Source organism: Providencia sp. PROV223 (assembly GCF_028479245.1).
Taxonomy (GTDB): Bacteria; Pseudomonadota; Gammaproteobacteria; order Enterobacterales; family Enterobacteriaceae; genus Providencia; species Providencia rettgeri.
The window spans coordinates 125,174-145,771 of record NZ_JAMPNG010000010.1 but is presented as its reverse complement, the minus strand read 5'-3'; the positions used below and the strand labels follow the sequence as shown (position 1 = coordinate 145,771).

The window sequence follows — 20,598 nt, the reverse complement described above, 5'->3', positions numbered from 1 at the left end:
TATGAGTCAGTTGTTAGCATGGGAACTCAATGAAACAACACTTTATCTCACCGGGACGTTAGACCGTGATTCGCTAATGTCGTTTTGGGATAAAAAAGACTCATCGCTGGAACGCATTGAAAATATAGATGTTTCTGGTCTCAAACATGTTGACTCAACAGGGTTGGCGATGCTAGTTCGCTTAAAAGGTGAATTCCAAGCTAAAAACCGTTCACTGAATATAACCGGTGTCAGTGATAACTTGAACACATTGATTGAGCTATACGGGGTTCAAGGGGTTATCCTCAATTAGGTTAAATATCCTAAATTGGGTCAAGTTATGTAAAAATAAGCGCCTCTATGTGCTTTTCGGCACGAGAGGCGTTTTCTTTGGTTTAAGTGTTAAGCCTAATCCTTTAGGATAGAGGATTGAGCTCTGACTGTTCTTATTGCGATGCCTCTGTATGCTATGCATGCAATTTGCACTATTTAGAGTAAAATTATAAATCACAAATAATTAATAAATTGAGTCATTATGGATACCAACGAAATTAAGCAAGTATTGATGGAAAAATTGTCTCTGAATGAGGCTATTGTTACTGGTGATGGTAGCCACTTTCAGGTTATCGCGGTCGGTGACATGTTTGACGGTATGAGCCGTGTTAAGCAACAGCAAGCAATTTATGCGCCTTTAATGGAGTATATTGCGGATAACCGCATTCATGCTTTGTCTATTAAAGCGTACACCCCTGCGCAATGGGAGCGCGATCGTAAACTTAGTGGCCTTTGATTACAAAGCCTAAGCGAACAGACTGTAAAATTCGACATACGAGAATACTTGAATGGATAAGTTTTTAGTTAAAGGACCAACCCGCTTACAGGGTGAGGTCACTATATCTGGCGCAAAAAATGCGGCATTACCAATTCTGTTCGCTGCTCTGTTGGCTGAAGAGCCAGTAGAAATACAGAATGTCCCTCATTTGAGGGATATCGACACAACGATTAAATTACTGAATCAACTTGGTACTAAAGTACAACGCAATGGCTCAGTGTACGTCGATGCAAGCACTGTAACGACATACTGTGCACCTTATGACCTTGTTAAAACCATGCGTGCATCCATTTGGGCTTTGGCGCCATTGGTCGCTCGTTTTGGTCATGGTGAAGTTTCTTTACCAGGTGGCTGTGCTATCGGTGCTCGTCCAGTTGATTTACATATTTCAGGTTTAGAGCAATTAGGCGCAAAGATTGCTTTAGAAGATGGTTATGTAAAAGCAACGGTCGATGGCCGCTTAAAAGGTGCTTGCATTGTGATGGATAAAGTCAGTGTGGGTGCGACAGTCTCTATTATGACGGCTGCGACTTTAGCTGAAGGAACCACAACAATTGAAAATGCGGCACGTGAACCTGAAATTGAAGATACTGCTAATTTCTTAAATACCCTTGGTGCAAAAATTACGGGTGCAGGGACTGACCGTATTGTTATTGAAGGTGTTGAACGTTTAGGTGGGGGTGTTTATAAAGTACTACCTGACCGTATTGAAACGGGAACATTTTTAATTGCAGCCGCGGTTTCGCGCGGCAAGGTTATCTGTCGTAATGCTCGTCCAGATACTTTAGATGCGGTGTTAGCTAAATTGCGTGAAGCAGGAGCTAAAATTGAAATAGGTGATGACTGGATTAGCCTAGATATGGAAGGCAAACGCCCGAAAGCAGTGACATTACGTACGGCGCCACACCCAGGGTTCCCAACGGATATGCAAGCACAGTTTAGCTTACTTAATCTTGTTGCTGATGGTGCTGGCATGATCACTGAAACGATTTTTGAGAATCGTTTTATGCATATCCCTGAGCTAATCCGTATGGGGGCTCATGCTGAAATTGAAAGTAATACTGTGTTATGTCATGGTGTTGAAAAATTAACCAGTGCACAGGTGATGGCAACGGATTTACGAGCTTCTGCGAGTTTAGTTATAGCGGGTTGTATTGCGGAAGGGACAACGACAGTTGACCGTATTTATCATATTGACCGTGGTTATGAGCATATCGAAGATAAACTACGTGGTTTAGGTGCTGATATTCAGCGCGTGCACTCAGATGATTAATACCTTGATAAGGTAAATAGGCTGGTGGCTTTATTTACCTATTCGATGAATCAAAAAAGGTTGTTCGATATCGAACAACCTTTTTTATGCAAATGTATTTCTAATGATTACCCAGCCTGTTCTTCAGGAATTTCTTCGATAATCACATCAATATTTTTAATTTCGCCATCTCGTAAAATTTGTACTGCCGTTTTACTTCCGGGACGGATTTCTGCAACTAAATCCATAGTTTCCGCGGCTGAAATAGCCGGTTTACCATCAACCGATAAAATAATATCCCCTTGCAGTATACCAGCCTTAGCCGCTGGCCCATTTGGGGCAACTTGGAAAACCCGTAAGCCTTGTATTTGATTGATATTATTGTTATTTGACCTAATTTGAGGCAATTCGCGTGCGGTAATACCAATATAACCGCGGATCACTCGGCCATCACGAATTAGCTTATCCATGATTTTGGTGGCTAGTGCGGTAGGAATAGCAAAGCTTAGCCCTTCAGAACTAATGCCTTGACCTGCAGTGAAAGAAAGCGTGTTGATGCCTACTAACTCACCTTCGGTATTAATTAATGCTCCGCCAGAGTTACCTGAGTTGATTGAGGCGTCGGTTTGAAGAAAGTTTTGTCGGCGAGTAGAGCTTAACCCAACACGACCTGTCGCACTGATAATCCCCTGAGTAACGGTTTGACCTATGTTATAAGGATTTCCAATTGCCAGTACGACATCACCAACATGAGTGACTCGTTGCGTATTAATTGGAATAACAGGTAAGTTATCGGCATCAATTTTCAATACGGCGAGGTCAGTCAATGGGTCTGAGCCAACTAGGAGGGCATCAAAAATAGCACCATCTTGTAAAGCCACTAAAATTTGGTCTGGGTTATCAACCACATGTTTATTCGTGATGATGTAGCCATTTTGGCTCATGATCACACCTGAACCGAGGGATTTTAATTCACGTCCTGATTGAGAAAAACTGCCTTTTGAACTGCTATAAACATAGACCACTGCAGGTGCAGCACGACGTACCGCTTTATTATAACTGACGGGCTCACTATTTGTTTTACCATATAATAAGTCGGCTAAACCTTGAGGGCGCAAAGAAGGAACCGCAACGATAATAATCAATGCAGTCAACAGGCCAAGCATGACAGATAAAGTTAGCTTCTTCACCATAGGATATAGAATATTTAGTTATTGCTTAAACATGTTCAGAGCATAACATAAAAAAACAGGTACAGCAGAGTGATACTGTACCTGTTTTATTGGTTTTCAGATGGTTTTTGATGAATTAATTTCTCATCAGTAAATATAAGGTTTCACCATCACGCAATACTTTCATGGCTAATACCGGAGGTTTAGCATCGATAATCTTACGGAATTGTTCAATCGTCTCAACACGAGCGTCATTGACACCAAAGATTAAATCGCCTTTTACTAGGCCAATGGCAGCCGCCGGTGATTTAGGCGCGACGCTATCAACTTGAACACCTTTGGTGTTGCTTACCGTTGCATTCGAAATCGTTGCACCTAATAAAGATTCACTCAATTTTTCGGCTTTAGTTGCAGAGCCTTCGTCGTTCTCGAGAACCACTTTGACTTCCATTGGTTTACCTGAGCGAATCAAGCCAATAGTAATTTCTTTACCAATTTGGCTAGTACCGATTTTAGCTCTTAACTCTGCAAAGCTATTAATACGTTTACCATCAACAGAGACTAAAACGTCACCGGATTTAATGCCTGCTTTAGCTGCGGATGATTTAGGTAAAACTTCGCTCACGAAAGCGCCACGCTGTGCATCAATATTGAATGCTTTAGCGATATCGGAGTTCATTTCAGTACCTTTGATACCTAAGATCCCGCGTTTTACTTCACCATGCTTAATTAACTGCTCGCTAAGGTTTTTAGCCATATTACTTGGGATCGCGAAGCCGATACCGATATTACCGCCGCCAGGTGCTAAGATTGCGGTATTGATACCGATTAATTCACCGTTTAGGTTAACGAGTGCGCCACCAGAGTTACCACGGTTAATGGAAGCATCGGTCTGGATAAAGTTTTCTAGACCTTCAAGGTTCAAACCGCTACGGCCTAATGCGGAGATAATGCCTGATGTCGCTGTTTGCCCTAAACCAAATGGGTTACCGACGGCAACCGCAAAATCACCCACACGTAATTTGTCGGAGTCTGCAATACTAACAGCTGTTAAGTTTTTGATATCTTTTGCATTACTGATTTTCAATAACGCGATATCTGTTTGCGGGTCTTTACCAATTAAGTTAACGGCAATTTCACGGCCATCATTTAATTGAATTTGAATTTTGTCAGCGCCATCAATAACATGGTTATTGGTTAAAATATAACCTTGCTGAGCATCAATAATGACCCCCGAACCTAAGCCTTCAAATGGGCGTACGCTTTGTTGCTGTTGTGGTACATTTGGGCCAAAAAAGAATTTAAGTTCTTCTGGAATTTGTTGGTTTTGTACGCGCGTACCTGACACGTGAATATTAACTACAGCAGGCAATACTTTTTCAAGCATTGGAGCTAAGCTAGGCATGTTCTGGCTTTGTGCTGTTGCAGGTAAAGTTGCAGGTAATGCTGCGCTACTTACGGCAGGGATAGCCGCTAAAGATAAACCTAAACTCATTGCTACCGCGGTAAGAAAAAAGTTTTTTCTTTTCATAATTTAGTCGATTCTCTTAAGAATAAATTATCAACTCATTGTAGATACAATTTTAGAAGAAACACAATGCGTTGAGATAATATTGGTTGGTATCAGATTCAATTTTACTGATGACTATGACTACCGATTATGCGCAAAAGTTCCCCTTACGGGTAGCGAATATCCACTCTTTTACATCTATTTACATGCAACTTAAGTGAAACCATAACTTCTATACAGTAGGTAAATAAATTATTAATTTATATTTGGATGGAAATCTTGTTCAGAATTATTAAATAAAAATTTAATCATGAAAGATACACGGAAAGCGACTAAATTTAGTGCATTTGGTAGAAAATCACCAGTAAGTGGTGCTTACTGGTGATAAAAGATAAAAACTTACTTCTCTTTCTCTTCGATAGGCCTGAAAAGACCCGATGCACCATCTGAGTAATCTCTTGGTGGCATTTTAACTGGCGCTTGATCGTTATCTGCTTCAGATTCGGTTAAACGATAGTTAAATGGGTTGTCTTGCGCTGGCATATCAGGCATTAATTCAGACGAACTTTGTGCCATGTGTTGATAAAGCTGACGGTAATCACGCGCCATTTTATCCAATAATTCTGCGCTACGAGCAAAATGGCTCACAAGCTCTTTACGGTACTCTTCAAGTTCAGTACTTTTTTTGTCTAGCTCAGCCTGCGCTGTTTTTTGCTGGCGAAGCTTTGGGTTGCCATAGCGCACAACTAATGCACCGATGATAAAACCCACAATCAATCCGATTAATGCATACTCCCAGGTCATGCTGACTCCTTCATTACTTCAATGTTCACAGATTCAATGTTCGCAGAAACGTAGTGTTGTTACCGTTACTATACCTTAAATAATTCAAGTTGCATGTAAGCGTCAAGTAAAGCGTCTTAACATATTGTAATTTGACTAGTTAAGTGATGACAAAATCGACAAGCTTTGAATTAGACAGGCTAAAATAGTCAACAACTTATTAAGATATTAAGAGTGGAATCTTAAATCGAATTTCCTTACTCTATAGCGGCTCGTTAACCGAAAGTTAAATGATAACTGAATCTGGTTATAATAAAGGCAGTGTATATCAAATAACGGTAAAAAAACCGAAAAATTTTTAAGGATTATTCAGTTAATGTCGCCGATGACCCCTACAATGCGTTATCAACAAGCGCTAGCTGATGGAAACTATCAGCCAGATGACGTACAAAAGCTCGCTGTAGAACGCCTAGATAAAATATATCAGCAGCTTGTTAATGCAACCTCTTCCACTTTACAAGATAAGCCTTCAGGTTTAAAGCAGCGCTTTAACCGCCTTCTAGGTAAAACGTCAACAGTACCGGTTGTCCCCATACAAGGGCTATATATGTGGGGCGGGGTGGGGCGTGGAAAGACGTGGCTAATGGATATGTTTTATGAAAGTTTACCGGGTACGCGTAAACTTCGCTTACATTTTCATCGCTTTATGAAAAAAGTACAAGAAGATTTGATGGCACTGCAAGGGCAAGAGAACCCACTAGATATCATTGCGGATGAGTTTAAAAAACAAACAGATGTCTTGTGTTTTGATGAATTTTTTGTGTCAGATATTACAGACGCTATGATCCTAGGCACTTTACTAGAAGGGCTCTTTGCTCGGGGCATCACTCTTGTCGCCACTTCAAATATCATCCCTGATAATCTTTATCGAAATGGCTTGCAGCGGGCACGTTTTTTACCTGCGATTGAGCAAATTAAAAAATACTGTGATGTGATGAATGTCGATGCAGGTATTGATTACCGTTTAAGAACTTTAACGCAAGCACATTTATTTTTATCGCCAATTAACCATGAAAACCGACAACATCTTGATGAGGTGTTTGTAAAATTGGCAGGAAAAGAAGGTGAGGTGAACCCTGTTTTAGAGGTTAACCACCGAAAAATGCCCGTTATCCGTGCTGCAGAAGGTGTTCTTGCGATAGGCTTCAAAGTATTGTGTGAGGAGCCTCGTAGTCAAAATGACTATATTTACCTGTCCAACTGTTATCACACCGTCTTACTGTACGATGTACCTGTGATGGGAACCAACGATGAAAACCCGGCTCGGCGGTTTTTAGCGTTAATTGATGAGTTTTACGAACGAAAAGTTAAATTAGTGATTAACGCTGAAGTGCCAATGGAATCGCTGTATCAGGGGCAATTGTTAGCATTCGAATACCAACGTTGCTTATCTCGATTGCAAGAAATGCAAAGTGAAGAGTACCTGAAAATACCGCATTTAACTTAAGGTTAACGATAAAACCGAGTTGTTAGCGAACAAATCATCTAAATCGCATAATTTAAATACAAGATGCGATGTTTATTTGAGCAAACGTAAAAAAAATGCATTTGGGGTCGATTTTTGTTTCTGACTTCTCTATAATCTTGCGACCCCACGTTACAGCGTTGTTTTTTATTTCCCAAAAAATAACGCATTAATGCCAGTTAGGCTGCTCGAAGGGGTAGGTTTACTGGACAAAGAGTCGTGTGAACCTCAGAAAGCTTATGAACATGAGTGTTCACCAACGTGTAACTTCAATATTGGGTAAGTTTTAATGAAAACTTTTACAGCTAAACCAGAGACCGTAAAACGCGACTGGTACGTTGTTGATGCAGATGGCAAAACTTTAGGCCGTCTTGCAACTGAAATTGCTAGCCGTCTGCGCGGTAAGCATAAAGCGGAATATACTCCGCACGTGGATACTGGTGATTACATCATCGTTCTGAATGCAGAAAAAATTGCTGTTACCGGCAATAAACGCGAAGACAAAATCTACTATCGCCATACTGGCCATGTAGGTGGAATCAAGCAAGCAACTTTCGAAGAAATGATTGCTCGCAGTCCTGAGCGTGTGCTTGAAATCGCGGTTAAAGGCATGTTGCCAAAAGGACCTCTGGGTCGTGCAATGTACCGTAAACTGAAAGTTTACGCAGGTAATGAGCACAACCACGCGGCTCAACAACCGCAAGTTCTTGACATTTAATCGGGATTATAGCAATGGCTGAAAATCAATACTACGGCACTGGTCGCCGCAAAAGCTCATCTGCTCGTGTCTTTATTAAGCCGGGTAGCGGTAACATCACAATCAATCAACGTACACTGGAACAATACTTTGGTCGCGAAACTGCGCGCATGGTAGTTCGTCAGCCGTTAGAATTGGTTGAAATGTTGGAAAAACTGGATCTGTACATCACTGTTAAAGGTGGTGGTATTTCAGGTCAGGCAGGCGCAATCCGTCACGGTATTACACGTGCACTGATGGCTTATGATGAGACTCTTCGTTCTGATCTGCGTAAAGCTGGTTTCGTTACCCGTGATGCGCGTTCTGTTGAACGTAAAAAAGTGGGTCTGCGCAAAGCACGTCGTCGTCCACAGTTCTCCAAACGTTAATTTATTACCCTTTGGGTATAAAATTGATGAAAAAACCCGTCTTATGGCGGGTTTTTTATTGCCTATTGTTTTACTTACATTTTTATTATTTATGACAGGTAACAGTGTCTAATTATGACTCTTTATAAAAGAACGAATATAATCTAAAGTTAAACATCATAATTTAGTCTAAAATAATCACTAGTGAGCGATACTGAGATACTTTAATTAAACATAGTCCAAACTATAGAGTTAACTTTAAGGTTTTTATTCTGTATTTTTTGTTTTTATATTGTCATAACTCTAAATTTTTTACTATTTTATCCTTAAAATGAAATAAATCTATGATTTTTTCGATGTAGCCCCCCTAAGTTGTACAAAATCTGTTAGAATACGCCCCTGTTTTTTTATTTCGCATTTCTCGCCTTTACTGTGCGGGAGGGTTGTGTTGACTTCCAATATGGATAAATGAAAGTTAAACACAGGGGATTTTAAAATGGGTAATGGGTAATTAAAAATTAATTACATTTCGTCCATTTTGTATTTTGGAGGTTTTAATGGCTGTCGCTCCTAATAAACGCTCGGTAATGACATTGTTCTCTGGCCCTACTGACATTTTTAGCCATCAGGTACGGATTGTTCTGGCTGAAAAAGGGGTAAGTGTTGAAATTGAACATGTTGAACCCGGTCATCTGCCTCAAGATCTGATCGATCTCAACCCATACCAGAGTGTTCCAACATTAGTCGATCGTGACCTGACTCTCTATGACCCACACATTATCATGGAATATCTTGATGAGCGTTTTCCTCATCCACCATTAATGCCTGTTTACCCAGTTGCACGTGGGACGAGTCGTCAATTGATGCACCGTATTCAAAGCGATTGGTATTCATTAATGAGCAAAATAGAGAACGGTAGTGCGCAAGAGGCAGCAAATGCCCGCCGTCAACTATCTGAAGAGCTGATCGCGGTTTCACCTGTTTTTGCTGAAATGGAATTCTTCATGAGCGAAGAATTTAGTCTCGTAGATTGCTATTTAGCGCCGTTACTATGGCGTTTACCTGTACTTGGTATTGAATTGAACCCATCTAGTAGCAAATACTTGCAGTTGTATATGCAACGTGTATTTGCACGTGACGCATTTTTAGCATCGTTGACTGAATCTGAGCGCGAAATGCGTTTGTCTACAAGAGGCTAAAAGAATGATGGAAATGACAGCAATGTCACCACGTCGCCCTTATTTGTTACGCGCTCACTATGAATGGTTGCTCGATAACGATATGACTCCGCATTTGGTGGTTGATGTCACCGTTCCTGCTGTTAACGTTCCTATGGAATTTGCTCGTGATGGGCAAATTGTATTGAATGTTGCGCCAAGAGCTGTTGGTAATTTTGAAATAACCAATGAAGAAGTGCGTTTTAATGCTCGCTTTGGTGGAATACCTCGCCAAGTTTATGTCCCAATGGCCGCAATTATGGCGGTATATGCACGTGAAAATGGGGCTGGAATGATGTTTGAGCCTGAAGCTGCGTATGATGCAGAGTTATCAGCAGGTTTTGAACAAGTTGAAGAGCTTGAAGACAACATTGCTTTAGTTCATGAAGCTGAATCTGTGGATGAAAATTCACATGAGCCATCAGATGATGAGCCACCGCGGCCACCAAAAGGTCGGCCTTCATTAAGGATTGTCAAATAATCCATTGGTCAGGTTAACAGTATATTAATCAACAGAGGGCAAAACCCTCTGTTTTTTTATATCAATAAGAAATTAAACTTCTAGAAATAATAAAATACCTTCGGCAGCATTACGCCCATCAGCAACAGCAGTCACAACAAGATCTGAGCCTCTGATTATATCCCCTCCGGCAAATACTTTTTCTTGAGAAGTTTGAAACGGAAATCGGCTATTACGGTTTGCTAAAATATGACCATACTTATCACGCTTAATTAACGGTTTTTCTAACCAAGTTTGGTTATGAGGGGCAAATCCATAAGCGACAATTATGGTGTCGGTTTCGATAAAAAAGGTTGAATCTTCAAGTGGTTCTACTTGATAACGACCATTTTCTAATTCGCCATTTTGTGTACGAGTGGCATAAACGCCTATAAGTTGTTGCTGCTCATTAACGACAAATTCAGTGACTTGTATATTAAAATGGAACTGAGTGCCTTCTTCTAACGCATTGGCGACTTCTTTTTGTGAGGCTGGCATACTTTGTTCATCTCTACGATAGAGACAGCTAACCTGCTTTGCGCCTTGACGAATAGCGGTACGTACACAATCCATCGCGGTATCTCCACCTCCTAATACGATAACTCTTTTTGAGTGTAAATTAACATAGGGTTCGTTTTTAGAGATGGGAAGTTGCATTAAATGGCGTGTATTTGCGATTAGATAGGGAAGTGCTTCAAAAACGCCCTGAATCGATTTTTTAGGTAAGTTGCCTCGAATTGCTTGGTAAGTACCTGTACCAATAAAAATGGCGTCATAACTGCAAAGAAGCTCATCTAGAGAGACATCTATACCTACCTCGGTATTTAATTGAAATTGAATGCCCATTTCTGTAAATATTTCCCGTCGTTGGATCATCAGTTCCTTTTCTAGCTTAAATGACGGAATACCAAAGGTTAGTAGCCCACCTATTTCAGGGTGCTTATCAAAAACGACGACATTTACACCATTACGAATAAGCACATCGGCGCAAGAAAGACCCGCCGGGCCTGCGCCAACAATGGCGACACGTTTGTTAACGGGGCTAATATGGGAAAGGTTTGGGCGCCACCCCATCGCAAAAGCAGCATCATTAATATACCGCTCAATATGACCGATAGTGATAGAACCAGTTGTATCATTAAGTACACATGCTAATTCGCACAGTTTTTCTTGTGGGCAAACACGCCCACAAATTTCAGGTAAACTATTGGTATGATGAGATAATTCAGCAGCTTCGATAATTTTTCCTTCAGCAGCAAGCCTGAGCCACTTTGATATTGGATTATGTAGTGGGCACCTCCATTCACAAAATGGGCTACCACAAGATAGACAGCGGCTCGCTTGCTGTTGTGCATCGACGGCATTATCGGGCGCATAGATTTCAGTAAACGCTATTTTGCGGATTGCCAGCGCTTTTTTGGGCGGCTCGCGACGTTGGGAACCGAAAATATTTGAATTCATGGCATTCCTTACTGAATTTTGTCTGATTTTACTTGAGATAGCAGGGGCTTTTTCTTTGATTTTAGCGGTCTTGCCCAAGGAACAATAGCGTTATTATTTTGATTTTTATGTAATTATGATTAAAAACTATCCAAGGTAAATTTTTACTTTATCTAACACAAAGAAAATACCTGATTGTTTTTTATCATTAATAGTAAAAAATGGCTATTGAATGAGCGGGATCGACATTTCGAGTGAATAATCATCCGAAACTGCCTTGTTTGATATATGATTCAAAGAGAATTTAACTAAGGGGTGGTTATGAAAGTACTTCGCGGCCTTGCGCAATACTATGTCGATTTAATGATGAAGCTCGGGTTAGTGCGTTTTTCCCTATTACTCGCATCGGCACTGGTTGTTCTCGCCATGATAATGCAAATGGCAGTGACAATTTTTTTAAGAGGGCATGTTGATAGCCTCGATATGGTCGGGTCAATTTTCTTTGGGTTAATCATCACTCCGTTAGCCGTTTATTTTTTGTCCGTGGTGGTTGAGCAACTTGAGGAATCTCGGCAGCGTTTATCGCGAATGGTTGATAAACTTGAAGTTATGAGAAAGCGTGATGCTGATTTAAACACTCAATTACAGGGAAATATTGAACAGCTTAACCTTGAAATTCAAGAGCGAGAAAAGGCTGAGCGTGCTCATTTAGAGCTCCTTGAACAATTAAAGCAAGAAATGAAATATCGTGAGCAAACACAAATTGAACTTGAGCAGCAATCTGTTTTACTTCGTTCATTTCTTGATGCCTCACCTGACTTGGTTTATTACCGCAACGAAAATAATGAGTTTTCAGGTTGTAACCGGGCAATGGAACTGTTGACTGGAAAAAGTGAAAAACACTTAGTTGGGTTAACTCCGTTAGATATTTATGATGTTGAAATTGCCTCTAAGGTTATGGAAACCGATGAAAAAGTTTTTCGTCATAATGTTTCTCTTACCTATGAGCAATGGTTGGTATATCCAGACGGCCGTAAAGCCTGTTTTGAACTCCGTAAAGTGCCTTTTTATGATCGAGTTGGCAAACGACATGGTCTGATGGGCTTTGGGCGCGATATAACGGAACGTAAACGCTACCAGGAGGCGTTAGAGAACGCGAGTAGGGAGAAAACCACCTTTATTTCTACAATCAGCCACGAGCTTCGTACACCCCTTAACGGCATTGTTGGCTTGAGCCGGATTTTATTAGACACAGATTTAACTTCGGAACAATCTAGCTATTTAAAAACGATCCATGTAAGTGCGGTTACATTGGGTAATATATTCAATGATATTATAGAGATGGACAAAATTGAGCGTCGCAAGGTTCAGTTAGATAACCAACCAATCACATTATCTGAATTTGTGAATGATTTAGAGAATTTAAGTGGGTTATTAGTGCAGCCGAAAGGGCTTAAATTTGTCATGGATGTCGCTCCTGCATTACCAAAAACGGTGTTAACTGATGGGACCCGTTTGCGGCAGATATTGTGGAATTTAATTGGTAACGCAGTTAAGTTTACGCAAAAAGGTGAAGTGAAGCTTAGTATTTGGCAAGAAGCTGAAAATAAACTGTTTTTCAGGGTTCAGGATAGTGGCATAGGTATCCCTAGGGATGAGCTAGATAAAATCTTTGCAATGTATTATCAAGTGACAGATTCTGCTGGCGGTAAACCGGCTACTGGAACGGGGATTGGGCTTTCTGTATCTCGTCGTTTAGCACAAAATATGGGCGGCGATATTCAAGTTGAAAGTGAAATAGGGCAAGGCTCTACTTTTACTTTATCCATTACAGCGCCTGTGGTTGAAAGTGATGTTGTTGAACAGCAAGAGAGTGAAGACGATTACCCATTGCCTGCATTACATATTTTACTCGTAGAAGATATCGAACTGAATGTCGTTGTTGCCTGTTCTGTATTAGAAAATTTAGGTAATACCGTTGATGTGGCAATGAATGGTAAAGATGCCCTCGAGATGTTTGCTCCTGGTGAATATGATTTAGTGTTATTGGATATCCAATTACCTGATATGACAGGCCTTGATATTTCTAGGAAACTCAAACAGCAGTACGATAAGCAAGATTTACCACCATTAATTGCATTAACTGCAAATGTTCTGAAAGACAAAAAAGAATACTTTGATGCCGGTATGGATGGCGTATTGAGTAAGCCATTATCAGTTCCAGCACTGACCCAGGTTATTGAACAATTTTGGGGGGATCAATCCTTGCGACCTGAAGAAGCACCGAGTAAGCATGAGGCTTCAAGTGTTGATGAATCCAAATTAGATTGCGATATGCTAGAGCAGTATATTGAATTAGTTGGCCCTAAGCTTATTTATGACGGGCTAGATGTCTTTGAAAAAATGCTTCCAGGCTACTTAGCTATTCTTGATTCGAACATGGTGGCTAAAGACCAAAAAGGCATTGTGGAGGAAGCCCATAAAATCAAAGGAGCGGCAGGTTCTGTTGGCTTAAAGAACTTACAGAAAATTGCACAACAGATTCAATCTCCTGATTTACCAGCATGGTGGGACAATGTACAGGAATGGGTGGATGAATTAAAACAGGATTGGAAAGCAGATATAGAAACTTTGAGAAACTGGGTTGATCAGCGTACAAAAAAATAACCCCAACCGAAGTTGGGGTGCGCGAATACTGCGCCAACACCAGGGAAATCATTGATTTGCATATTTTTTTTGTATTTTGCAAATCACTAAATTAGGTATATCACTGTAAAGGGCAACATCAAGATACCAAAATTTTGCGAATCTGTTACAAGATTCATTAAAATCTGTGATGAAGATTGATGTTTGTGCACCTTAGCGCCTGAGAGATAATTTACTACAAATGGAGGAAGATATGAAATCAATTGCGGTTATTTTAAGTGGCTGTGGTGTTTTTGATGGAAGTGAGATCCATGAGTCAGTATTAACTATGCTAGCTTTGAGCCAAAATAATGCTGAAGTTCATTTTTTTGCGCCTGATGATTCTCAATTTACTGTTATTAATCATATTAATGGTGAGTTAAAATCAGAAAAACGTAACCAAATGGAAGAGTCTGCACGCATTACACGTGGAAAAATATCGCCTTTATCCTTAGCTGATGCTTCAAAGCTGGATGCCCTCATAATTCCTGGTGGTTTTGGTGTGGCAAAAAATTTATGTGATTTCGCCGTTAAAGGAAGTGAGTGTGAAATTAATAAAGAACTATTAAGTTTAGTACGCCAAATGCACCAACAAAAAAAGCCGCTAGGACTGATGTGTATTGCTCCTGTGATGCTTCCTAAAATGTTAAATACATCAGTAGTACTAACTATTGGTGATGATAGTGAAACGATTGCTCAAATAGAACTTATGGGTGGGAAACATATTAAATGTGCTGTTGATGATATTGTAATTGATGAAGTTAACCGAGTTGTTACAACACCTGCTTATATGCTGGCTCAATCAATTTCTGAAGCAAATACGGGTATTAATAAGCTTGTTAAGAAAGTATTGGAAATGGCGTGATTATTTGAATGCGAACTATTGTTTCTAAATTATGGCACTGGTTAAAGAAGATCACATTTTCATTACTTGTGGTGTGGATTTGTTCAGTCGTTTTATTTAAATACATACCAGTGCCTTTTTCTGCAGTGATGATTGAACGACAAATCACCGCATGGATAAACTTAAATTTTTCTTATGTATCTCATTCTGAATGGGTAGATGAAAATCACATTTCTCCGTATATTTATTTAGCAGTAATTGCTGCGGAAGATCAAAATTTTCCTCATCACTGGGGTTTTGACCTTGATGCAATAGAGCGTGCTTACAAACACAACTTGAGTAATAAACAAACAATTAGAGGGGCTTCAACGATCTCGCAGCAAACAGTGAAAAACTTGTGGTTATGGGGTGGAAGAAGCTGGTTAAGAAAGGGGCTGGAGACAGTAATGACTCCTATTATGGAGCTCTTATGGTCAAAGCAAAGAGTATTGACAGTTTACCTTAATATAGTTGAGTTTGGTGATGGTGTTTTTGGTGTAGAAGAGGCTGCAAATAAATTCTTTAATAAGCCGGCTAGCAAGCTTTCAATGAATGAAGCAGCACTATTAGCAGCAGTTTTACCTAATCCTCATAGGTATAGCGTGAAAAACCCATCTTCTTATGTTCTCAAAAGGCAGGCTTGGATCTTGAATCAAATGCACTTATTAGGAGGTAAGAATTATCTGAAAATAAACCAATTAGTGGATGAATAAGAAAAAAGCCATGGTTTTTAACCCACGGCTTTTGTTTTTATAACAATATATTATTGTTTATGATTAATTAAGATAAGTGAAAGCGGTCGTAACTCGACGAACACCGTCTGTTTCACTAGCAATTTTTGCCGCTGCATCACCTTCTTGCCTTGTTAAAACACCTAGCAAGAAAACCTCACCGTTTTCAGTAATGACTTTTACACTACCAGATTTAACGCTATCACTAGCAAGAATTTTCGATTTCACTTTGGTTGTTAACCAAGTGTCCTTTGAAGCCGTACCCAAATCAACGGGCTCACCGCTACGAACTTCATTATAGACTGCGATGGTGCCATCAACGTTAGAGGCGATTTGTTTTGCTCGTTCAGCCCAAGCCATATCAGGACTTTGGCCAGTTAACAGGACATTACCTTTATAAGCGGTCGCAATGATACGAGCCTTACCTGTGATTTCCTTATCTTTATTCAGCTGCCCACTAACTCGAGCTTCTAAAGTTCCATCGTCAACTTGCTGGCCAACGCTGCGAGGATCTGTGGCACTTTTCGTTGCAACAGCAGCAGAACCTACGACTGCAGCCCCAATACAGCCTTGTAATAAAACAGTACTGATGACTATGGCAAAAATCGGTATTAATCGCATTTTGTCTCCTTAATCGTCCTGATGTGGGAAAAGAGTATTGTCTATAAGGTCACACAGACAATTTACAGTAAGAAGATGAACTTCTTGAATTCGAACACTTCGTTGGGATGGTATGCGGATTTCAACATCTTGAGGACCCAGTAAGCCAGCGAGTTCCCCTCCGTCATAACCTGTTAACGCGACAATTGTCATGTCTCTAGTCACCGCAGCTTCAACGGCCTTAATAATATCACTACTATTACCATGGGTTGAAATCGCCATCAAAACATCACCATGTTGCCCTAATGCTCTAACTTGTTTCGCATAAATTTCAGAAGGTTGCTTACTACCTGAAATCGCAGTTAGCACGGCATTATCGGTATTAAGCGCTAAGGCGGGTAAGCTAGGGCGCTCAGTTTCAAAGCGATGGATCATACTCGCAGCAAAACGTTGTGCGGTAGCGGCGGAAGCACCGTTACCACAACATAGAATTTTGTTGCCATTGAGTAAAGATTGAACCATCATCATTGCGGCTCTTGATATGGCATCAGGCAGCGCTTCAGCCGCTGCTATTTGAGTTTGGATGCTTTCAGTGAAACAAACTTTTATTCGGTCTAGCACGAGTTTTTCCTTTGTCGCCTCGATATAATTCAAATCATTTTTGTGTCGCTATTATATTTGAATTATAGCTTTGTTGACTGCATGATCAGTATATAAAGCTGATTATCACATTTGTTAATAAACATCATTTTCGTTAAATGCATTTTGTATCCAATCAAATTGGTTTCCAGTGATGGCGCAGATATCAAAACGGCATGCGCTGGTTTCAAAACTTTCTTGCCTTTGTGAGAGCCAAAATTTGGCGGCAGCTAATAGCTTTCGACGTTTGCGCCAGTTTACTGATAAAAGTGCATCTCCGTAATCACAATTTTTGCGAAAACGAACTTCAACAAATACCCAACCTGTATTATCTCGCATAATGAGGTCGATTTCTCCGCCTCGGTTTCTTGCGTTACGTTCGACAAATGTTAGTCCCTGCTGTTTCAGGAAAGCGAGCACTTGATTTTCATAGTACCGGCCTGTTAACCATTGTATGGCTTTTGGCATAATTTTCATGACGTCCTTGTCTGAAAAAAGATGAAGTATTGAACAATATTATTGCGCGGAAACCACTTTACCTTGTTTAAATTGTAACCAAGGTAATTCTCGGAACACCACACAGTTTGGTGTGGTGCTTAAGGTTCCAGATGCGCCATTAATACGAAATTGCCCCGATTGTTGAAGCTTGTCGTAATTGTTGGCTAAAGACCATGCGTCAATACCCATGGCATATAAGCGGAATAACGAGTAATCATTGTTCAGCTTTTGTTGGGCTTGTTTACGTAAGTTATTGTTTGCACCTGCGAGTAAAGGAATTTCGCTAAATTTAACGCCATCCATTTCAAAGCGGTAGTCTGCGCCAGATCCGGCTTGGTTACTGCGAGAGCTTGCATAAAGTGCAGGGCGGGAACGGGAACTAATCGCCATTTCAATCATTGGTTTGATTAAGGTGAGCTCATCACGAGTGGCAACAATATAAACACCGTCAATCGCACCGGTTGAATCGACATATTGTGAATCTATCGATTGTGCTCCGGTATTCACTGGCGTTCCTGTCATACGGATACCTGCACCACGATTAATTGACTCTTTTAGTGAAGGGATGGACCCAAAGGTTTGCATTAAAACGGTTCCCCCCCCTTTTTCTTGCCACCCTTGAGCAAAGGCTTTGGCTATCCTATCGCCGAAAGCATTAGCGGGAACTAATACCAATGGCATTTGCTTACCTTCAGCTTTCATATAAGCGGCCGCATTCTGTGCTTCATCTTCTGGTGATAATGAAAAATAGCAAAGATTTGGTCGAGGCTGTAATTGGTTCGCATCAAGCTCATTGAGCGCAAGCACGCTAACTGGAGCCCCCATTTGGGTAATAACTTGAACGTCACTTTTTAATAATGGCCCAACAATCAGGTTAAAGCCTTCATTTTTTGCTTGCTCAATAAGCGCAGGCATTTGTTTATTAGTGGTATCAAACACCTTGACGCTTTGGGTATTCACAGGGGCTGCATCGATACGTAAAGTGGATGCCACTACATCGCTATCGCTAGCAGTAGGGGTATTACCTGTTGTTGCAGCAACTTGTTCATAAATTTGGTCGAGGACATCATTTCCACTACTTGGGGGATCTATAGCGTCTTGAGAGGGAGACCCTTGAGGCAGACCTTTTTGCGCATCCATAAAGCCTTGCATAATCGCCTGGCCGAATACTTGTCCTTGCCCACTCATGGGTAAAAACAACGCAATCTTAGGATTTTTACCCACTTGAGGTATCATCGCTTGCAGTAAAAGGGTTGGTGTTGTCGTCACTCCAGGGTTATTTGAGTAACGCATTTTCCAATCGTTGTAGCCAGCAAGTAAGGCATCTGTGTCATCTCGGTTATTTTGATAAATATCTAAAAGATCGACCCAGCCTTGGAGAATATTTTCATCGGCACTAATTCCATGAATTTGTTCTGGCGTTAACTGTGTTAACATCTGCCATAACCCATCAATGTTAGCTTGGCGTTCAGTGGTTGTTTTTAATAAAGGTTCTTGGCTAATGTAGGCACGTATCGCCTCCATTGAAGGCTTACCTTGTGCTGCATCAATGATTGCTTGGTAACGGCTAGCATCATCAGATGCGCTTTGCTCAGGTGTTTTTTGGGTTGACGGAAAATATTCCGAGACAATTTGGCACCCAGACAGAGCAAATGTGGACAGCATTGCTGTGCAGATTAACCCTTTTTTCAAATGCAAAAAAATTGAAGGACGCATACTGTATCCAATGGTGTATTTTTCAATTGCTTAATTTTAAACCGGCTATTCGGATGAAACAATGAACCAACCTAATCAAGCTGTGGTTATGGCATCCACGCTGTATATCGTTCCTACCCCAATTGGTAATATGAGGGATATCACGCAACGTGCGTTGGATGTTCTTAAACATGTTGACCTTATTGCTGCAGAGGACACTCGGCATTCAGGCATTCTATTACAGAATTTTGCGATAAATGCACGGTTGTTTGCTCTGCATGATCATAATGAACAGCAAAAGGCAGATCAATTAATTAGTCGACTTCAACAAGGTGATAGTATCGCATTAGTCTCCGATGCGGGTACACCTTTAATTAATGATCCGGGTTATCATCTCGTCAATCGTTGTCGCGAAGCGGGTATTCGTGTTGTACCTTTACCGGGGCCTTGTGCTGCTATTACTGCGTTATCCGCCGCGGGTTTACCTTCAGACCGTTTTTGTTATGAAGGTTTTTTACCGGCTAAAACGAAAGGCCGTAAAGATGTATTGCAATCACTCGAACAAGAAACCCGCACGCTGATTTTCTATGAATCAACCCACCGTTTGTTAGACAGTTTAGCAGATATGGTGGAAGTCTGGGGGCCGGAGCGTCATGTTGTTTTAGCGCGTGAAATCACTAAAACATGGGAGTCTATTGAAGGTCGCCCTGTGGGAGAGTTACTCGCTTGGGTAAAAGAAGATGAAAATCGTCACCGTGGCGAAATGGTGTTGATTGTCGAAGGGTATAAAAAACCAGTCGATGACTCCGCAGTTTCCCCTGAAGTGGTGAGAACATTAAATTTATTACAAAAAGAATTACCCCCTAAAAAAGCGGCGGCGATCACGGCTGAAATTTATGGCCTCAAGAAAAATATGCTGTATAAATTGATGCTTGATAATCAAGATAGTGAATGATTCTTGAGCAAATAGACGAGTTCATTTATATAAGTGGTAAATGAAAGTCGTTAGAGTCTGTACAAGACTCAGCAAAGTGCCTATAATTCGCCGCGGAGTTGGCCAGACAACCGCTGCTTTATCGTAGTCCCTTCGGGAGACGGGTAGAGGGGAGGAAAGTCCGGGCTCCATAGGGCAGGGTGCCAGATAACGTCTGGGAGGCGCGAGCCTACGACTAGTGCAACAGAGAGCAAACCGCCGATGGCCTGTTTACAGGATCAGGTAAGGGTGAAAGGGTGCGGTAAGAGCGCACCGCGCGACTGGCAACAGTTCGTGGCACGGTAAACTCCACCCGGAGCAAGACCAAATAGGGGTTCATATGGTGCGGCCCGCATTGAACTCGGGTAGGTTGCTGGAGCCAGTGCGTAAGTGCTGGCCTAGATGAATGGTTGTCCAAGACAGAACCCGGCTTATCGGCCAACTCCCATTTTTTCGTCATACTTCAAGCTGTGCCTGTGTTGGCGTCACTCGTCAGCCCTAGTCACATACTTTTGTATGCTCCTAGGGATTTCCTCATTTTGCCGCCTTGGCACACCTCGAATTATTTAGAAAAAATTTCA

Annotated in this window: 20 protein-coding genes and 1 other RNA gene; 13 read left to right on the top strand and 8 right to left on the bottom strand. The window is 41.0% G+C overall.

What is annotated here, in order from left to right:
* The first annotated feature begins 1 nt into the window (after position 1).
* The 3 genes from mlaB to murA all read left to right on the top strand — a co-directional run bounded on the left by mlaB (position 2) and on the right by murA (position 2,084).
* Positions 2–292, top strand: a complete 291-nt coding sequence (gene mlaB, locus PR767_RS13005) for a lipid asymmetry maintenance protein MlaB (RefSeq protein WP_109911682.1) — start codon at positions 2–4, stop codon at positions 290–292.
* A gap of 222 nt (positions 293–514) precedes the next feature.
* Positions 515–769, top strand: coding sequence for a BolA family iron metabolism protein IbaG (gene ibaG, locus PR767_RS13000; protein ID WP_004258269.1), 255 nt, complete (start codon positions 515–517; stop codon positions 767–769).
* 52 nt (positions 770–821) lie between these two features.
* Complete coding sequence (gene murA / locus PR767_RS12995) at positions 822–2,084, top strand: UDP-N-acetylglucosamine 1-carboxyvinyltransferase (RefSeq protein WP_115167915.1); 1,263 nt, start codon at positions 822–824, stop codon at positions 2,082–2,084.
* Positions 2,085–2,191: 107 nt separating this feature from the next.
* Here the strand turns inward: murA and degS are convergent, their stop codons facing one another.
* From degS to zapG, 3 genes are all read right to left on the bottom strand, one after another.
* Positions 2,192–3,256, bottom strand: coding sequence for an outer membrane-stress sensor serine endopeptidase DegS (degS, locus tag PR767_RS12990; RefSeq protein ID WP_109911684.1), 1,065 nt, complete (start codon positions 3,254–3,256; stop codon positions 2,192–2,194).
* 115 nt (positions 3,257–3,371) lie between these two features.
* Positions 3,372–4,766 carry a Do family serine endopeptidase gene (locus PR767_RS12985; RefSeq protein ID WP_004908295.1) on the bottom strand — a complete coding sequence of 465 codons (1,395 nt, stop codon included), beginning with the start codon at positions 4,764–4,766 and terminating at the stop codon, positions 3,372–3,374.
* 378 nt (positions 4,767–5,144) lie between these two features.
* The gene (gene zapG, locus PR767_RS12980; RefSeq protein WP_004908297.1) at positions 5,145–5,549 is read right to left on the bottom strand and encodes a Z-ring associated protein ZapG; all 405 of its coding nucleotides are present in this window, start codon (positions 5,547–5,549) and stop codon (positions 5,145–5,147) included.
* 355 nt (positions 5,550–5,904) lie between these two features.
* On the opposite strand from zapG, the gene zapE reads away from it, so the two are divergent.
* The 5 genes from zapE (at position 5,905) to sspB (ending at position 9,855) form a co-directional block, all read left to right on the top strand.
* The gene (zapE, locus tag PR767_RS12975) at positions 5,905–7,035 is read left to right on the top strand and encodes a cell division protein ZapE (RefSeq protein ID WP_109911685.1); all 1,131 of its coding nucleotides are present in this window, start codon (positions 5,905–5,907) and stop codon (positions 7,033–7,035) included.
* Between the two features lie 307 nt (positions 7,036–7,342).
* Positions 7,343–7,771: a 50S ribosomal protein L13 gene (rplM, locus tag PR767_RS12970; protein ID WP_004258237.1), complete on the top strand. Its 429-nt coding sequence runs from the start codon at positions 7,343–7,345 to the stop codon at positions 7,769–7,771.
* 14 nt (positions 7,772–7,785) lie between these two features.
* Positions 7,786–8,178, top strand: a complete 393-nt coding sequence (rpsI, locus tag PR767_RS12965) for a 30S ribosomal protein S9 (RefSeq protein ID WP_004258235.1) — start codon at positions 7,786–7,788, stop codon at positions 8,176–8,178.
* 536 nt (positions 8,179–8,714) lie between these two features.
* Positions 8,715–9,356 carry a stringent starvation protein SspA gene (gene sspA, locus PR767_RS12960; protein WP_004908304.1) on the top strand — a complete coding sequence of 214 codons (642 nt, stop codon included), beginning with the start codon at positions 8,715–8,717 and terminating at the stop codon, positions 9,354–9,356.
* A 7-nt stretch (positions 9,357–9,363) separates the two neighbouring features.
* Positions 9,364–9,855 carry a ClpXP protease specificity-enhancing factor gene (gene sspB, locus PR767_RS12955; RefSeq protein ID WP_004908309.1) on the top strand — a complete coding sequence of 164 codons (492 nt, stop codon included), beginning with the start codon at positions 9,364–9,366 and terminating at the stop codon, positions 9,853–9,855.
* Positions 9,856–9,927: 72 nt separating this feature from the next.
* Here sspB and PR767_RS12950 read toward each other — a convergent pair whose 3' ends face one another.
* A complete protein-coding gene (locus tag PR767_RS12950; RefSeq protein ID WP_272520413.1) occupies positions 9,928–11,334 on the bottom strand; it encodes an FAD-dependent oxidoreductase in 1,407 nt (468 codons plus the stop codon).
* Between the two features lie 300 nt (positions 11,335–11,634).
* Between PR767_RS12950 and arcB the strand changes: the two genes are divergently transcribed.
* From arcB to mtgA, 3 genes are all read left to right on the top strand, one after another.
* Complete coding sequence (arcB, locus tag PR767_RS12945; protein WP_004908312.1) at positions 11,635–13,980, top strand: aerobic respiration two-component sensor histidine kinase ArcB; 2,346 nt, start codon at positions 11,635–11,637, stop codon at positions 13,978–13,980.
* Positions 13,981–14,212: 232 nt separating this feature from the next.
* Entirely contained in the window at positions 14,213–14,863 is a 651-nt protein-coding gene (gene elbB / locus PR767_RS12940; RefSeq protein ID WP_272520412.1) for an isoprenoid biosynthesis glyoxalase ElbB, read from the top strand.
* Positions 14,864–14,871: 8 nt separating this feature from the next.
* Positions 14,872–15,594, top strand: coding sequence for a monofunctional biosynthetic peptidoglycan transglycosylase (gene mtgA, locus PR767_RS12935; protein WP_272520411.1), 723 nt, complete (start codon positions 14,872–14,874; stop codon positions 15,592–15,594).
* Positions 15,595–15,657: 63 nt separating this feature from the next.
* Here mtgA and dolP read toward each other — a convergent pair whose 3' ends face one another.
* The 4 genes from dolP to PR767_RS12915 form a co-directional block, all read right to left on the bottom strand.
* Entirely contained in the window at positions 15,658–16,233 is a 576-nt protein-coding gene (gene dolP / locus PR767_RS12930; protein ID WP_109911689.1) for a division/outer membrane stress-associated lipid-binding lipoprotein, read from the bottom strand.
* 9 nt (positions 16,234–16,242) lie between these two features.
* A complete protein-coding gene (gene diaA, locus PR767_RS12925) occupies positions 16,243–16,833 on the bottom strand; it encodes a DnaA initiator-associating protein DiaA (RefSeq protein WP_004908326.1) in 591 nt (196 codons plus the stop codon).
* A 114-nt stretch (positions 16,834–16,947) separates the two neighbouring features.
* The gene (locus PR767_RS12920) at positions 16,948–17,328 is read right to left on the bottom strand and encodes a YraN family protein (protein ID WP_004908329.1); all 381 of its coding nucleotides are present in this window, start codon (positions 17,326–17,328) and stop codon (positions 16,948–16,950) included.
* Positions 17,329–17,367: 39 nt separating this feature from the next.
* A complete protein-coding gene (locus PR767_RS12915) occupies positions 17,368–19,065 on the bottom strand; it encodes a penicillin-binding protein activator (RefSeq protein ID WP_109911690.1) in 1,698 nt (565 codons plus the stop codon).
* A 61-nt stretch (positions 19,066–19,126) separates the two neighbouring features.
* Between PR767_RS12915 and rsmI the strand changes: the two genes are divergently transcribed.
* Together rsmI and rnpB are read left to right on the top strand one after the other, a co-directional pair.
* Positions 19,127–19,999, top strand: a complete 873-nt coding sequence (gene rsmI, locus PR767_RS12910; protein WP_109911691.1) for a 16S rRNA (cytidine(1402)-2'-O)-methyltransferase — start codon at positions 19,127–19,129, stop codon at positions 19,997–19,999.
* 94 nt (positions 20,000–20,093) lie between these two features.
* An RNA gene (rnpB, locus tag PR767_RS12905) (RNase P RNA component class A) lies at positions 20,094–20,467 on the top strand.
* Positions 20,468–20,598: the final 131 nt, after the last annotated feature.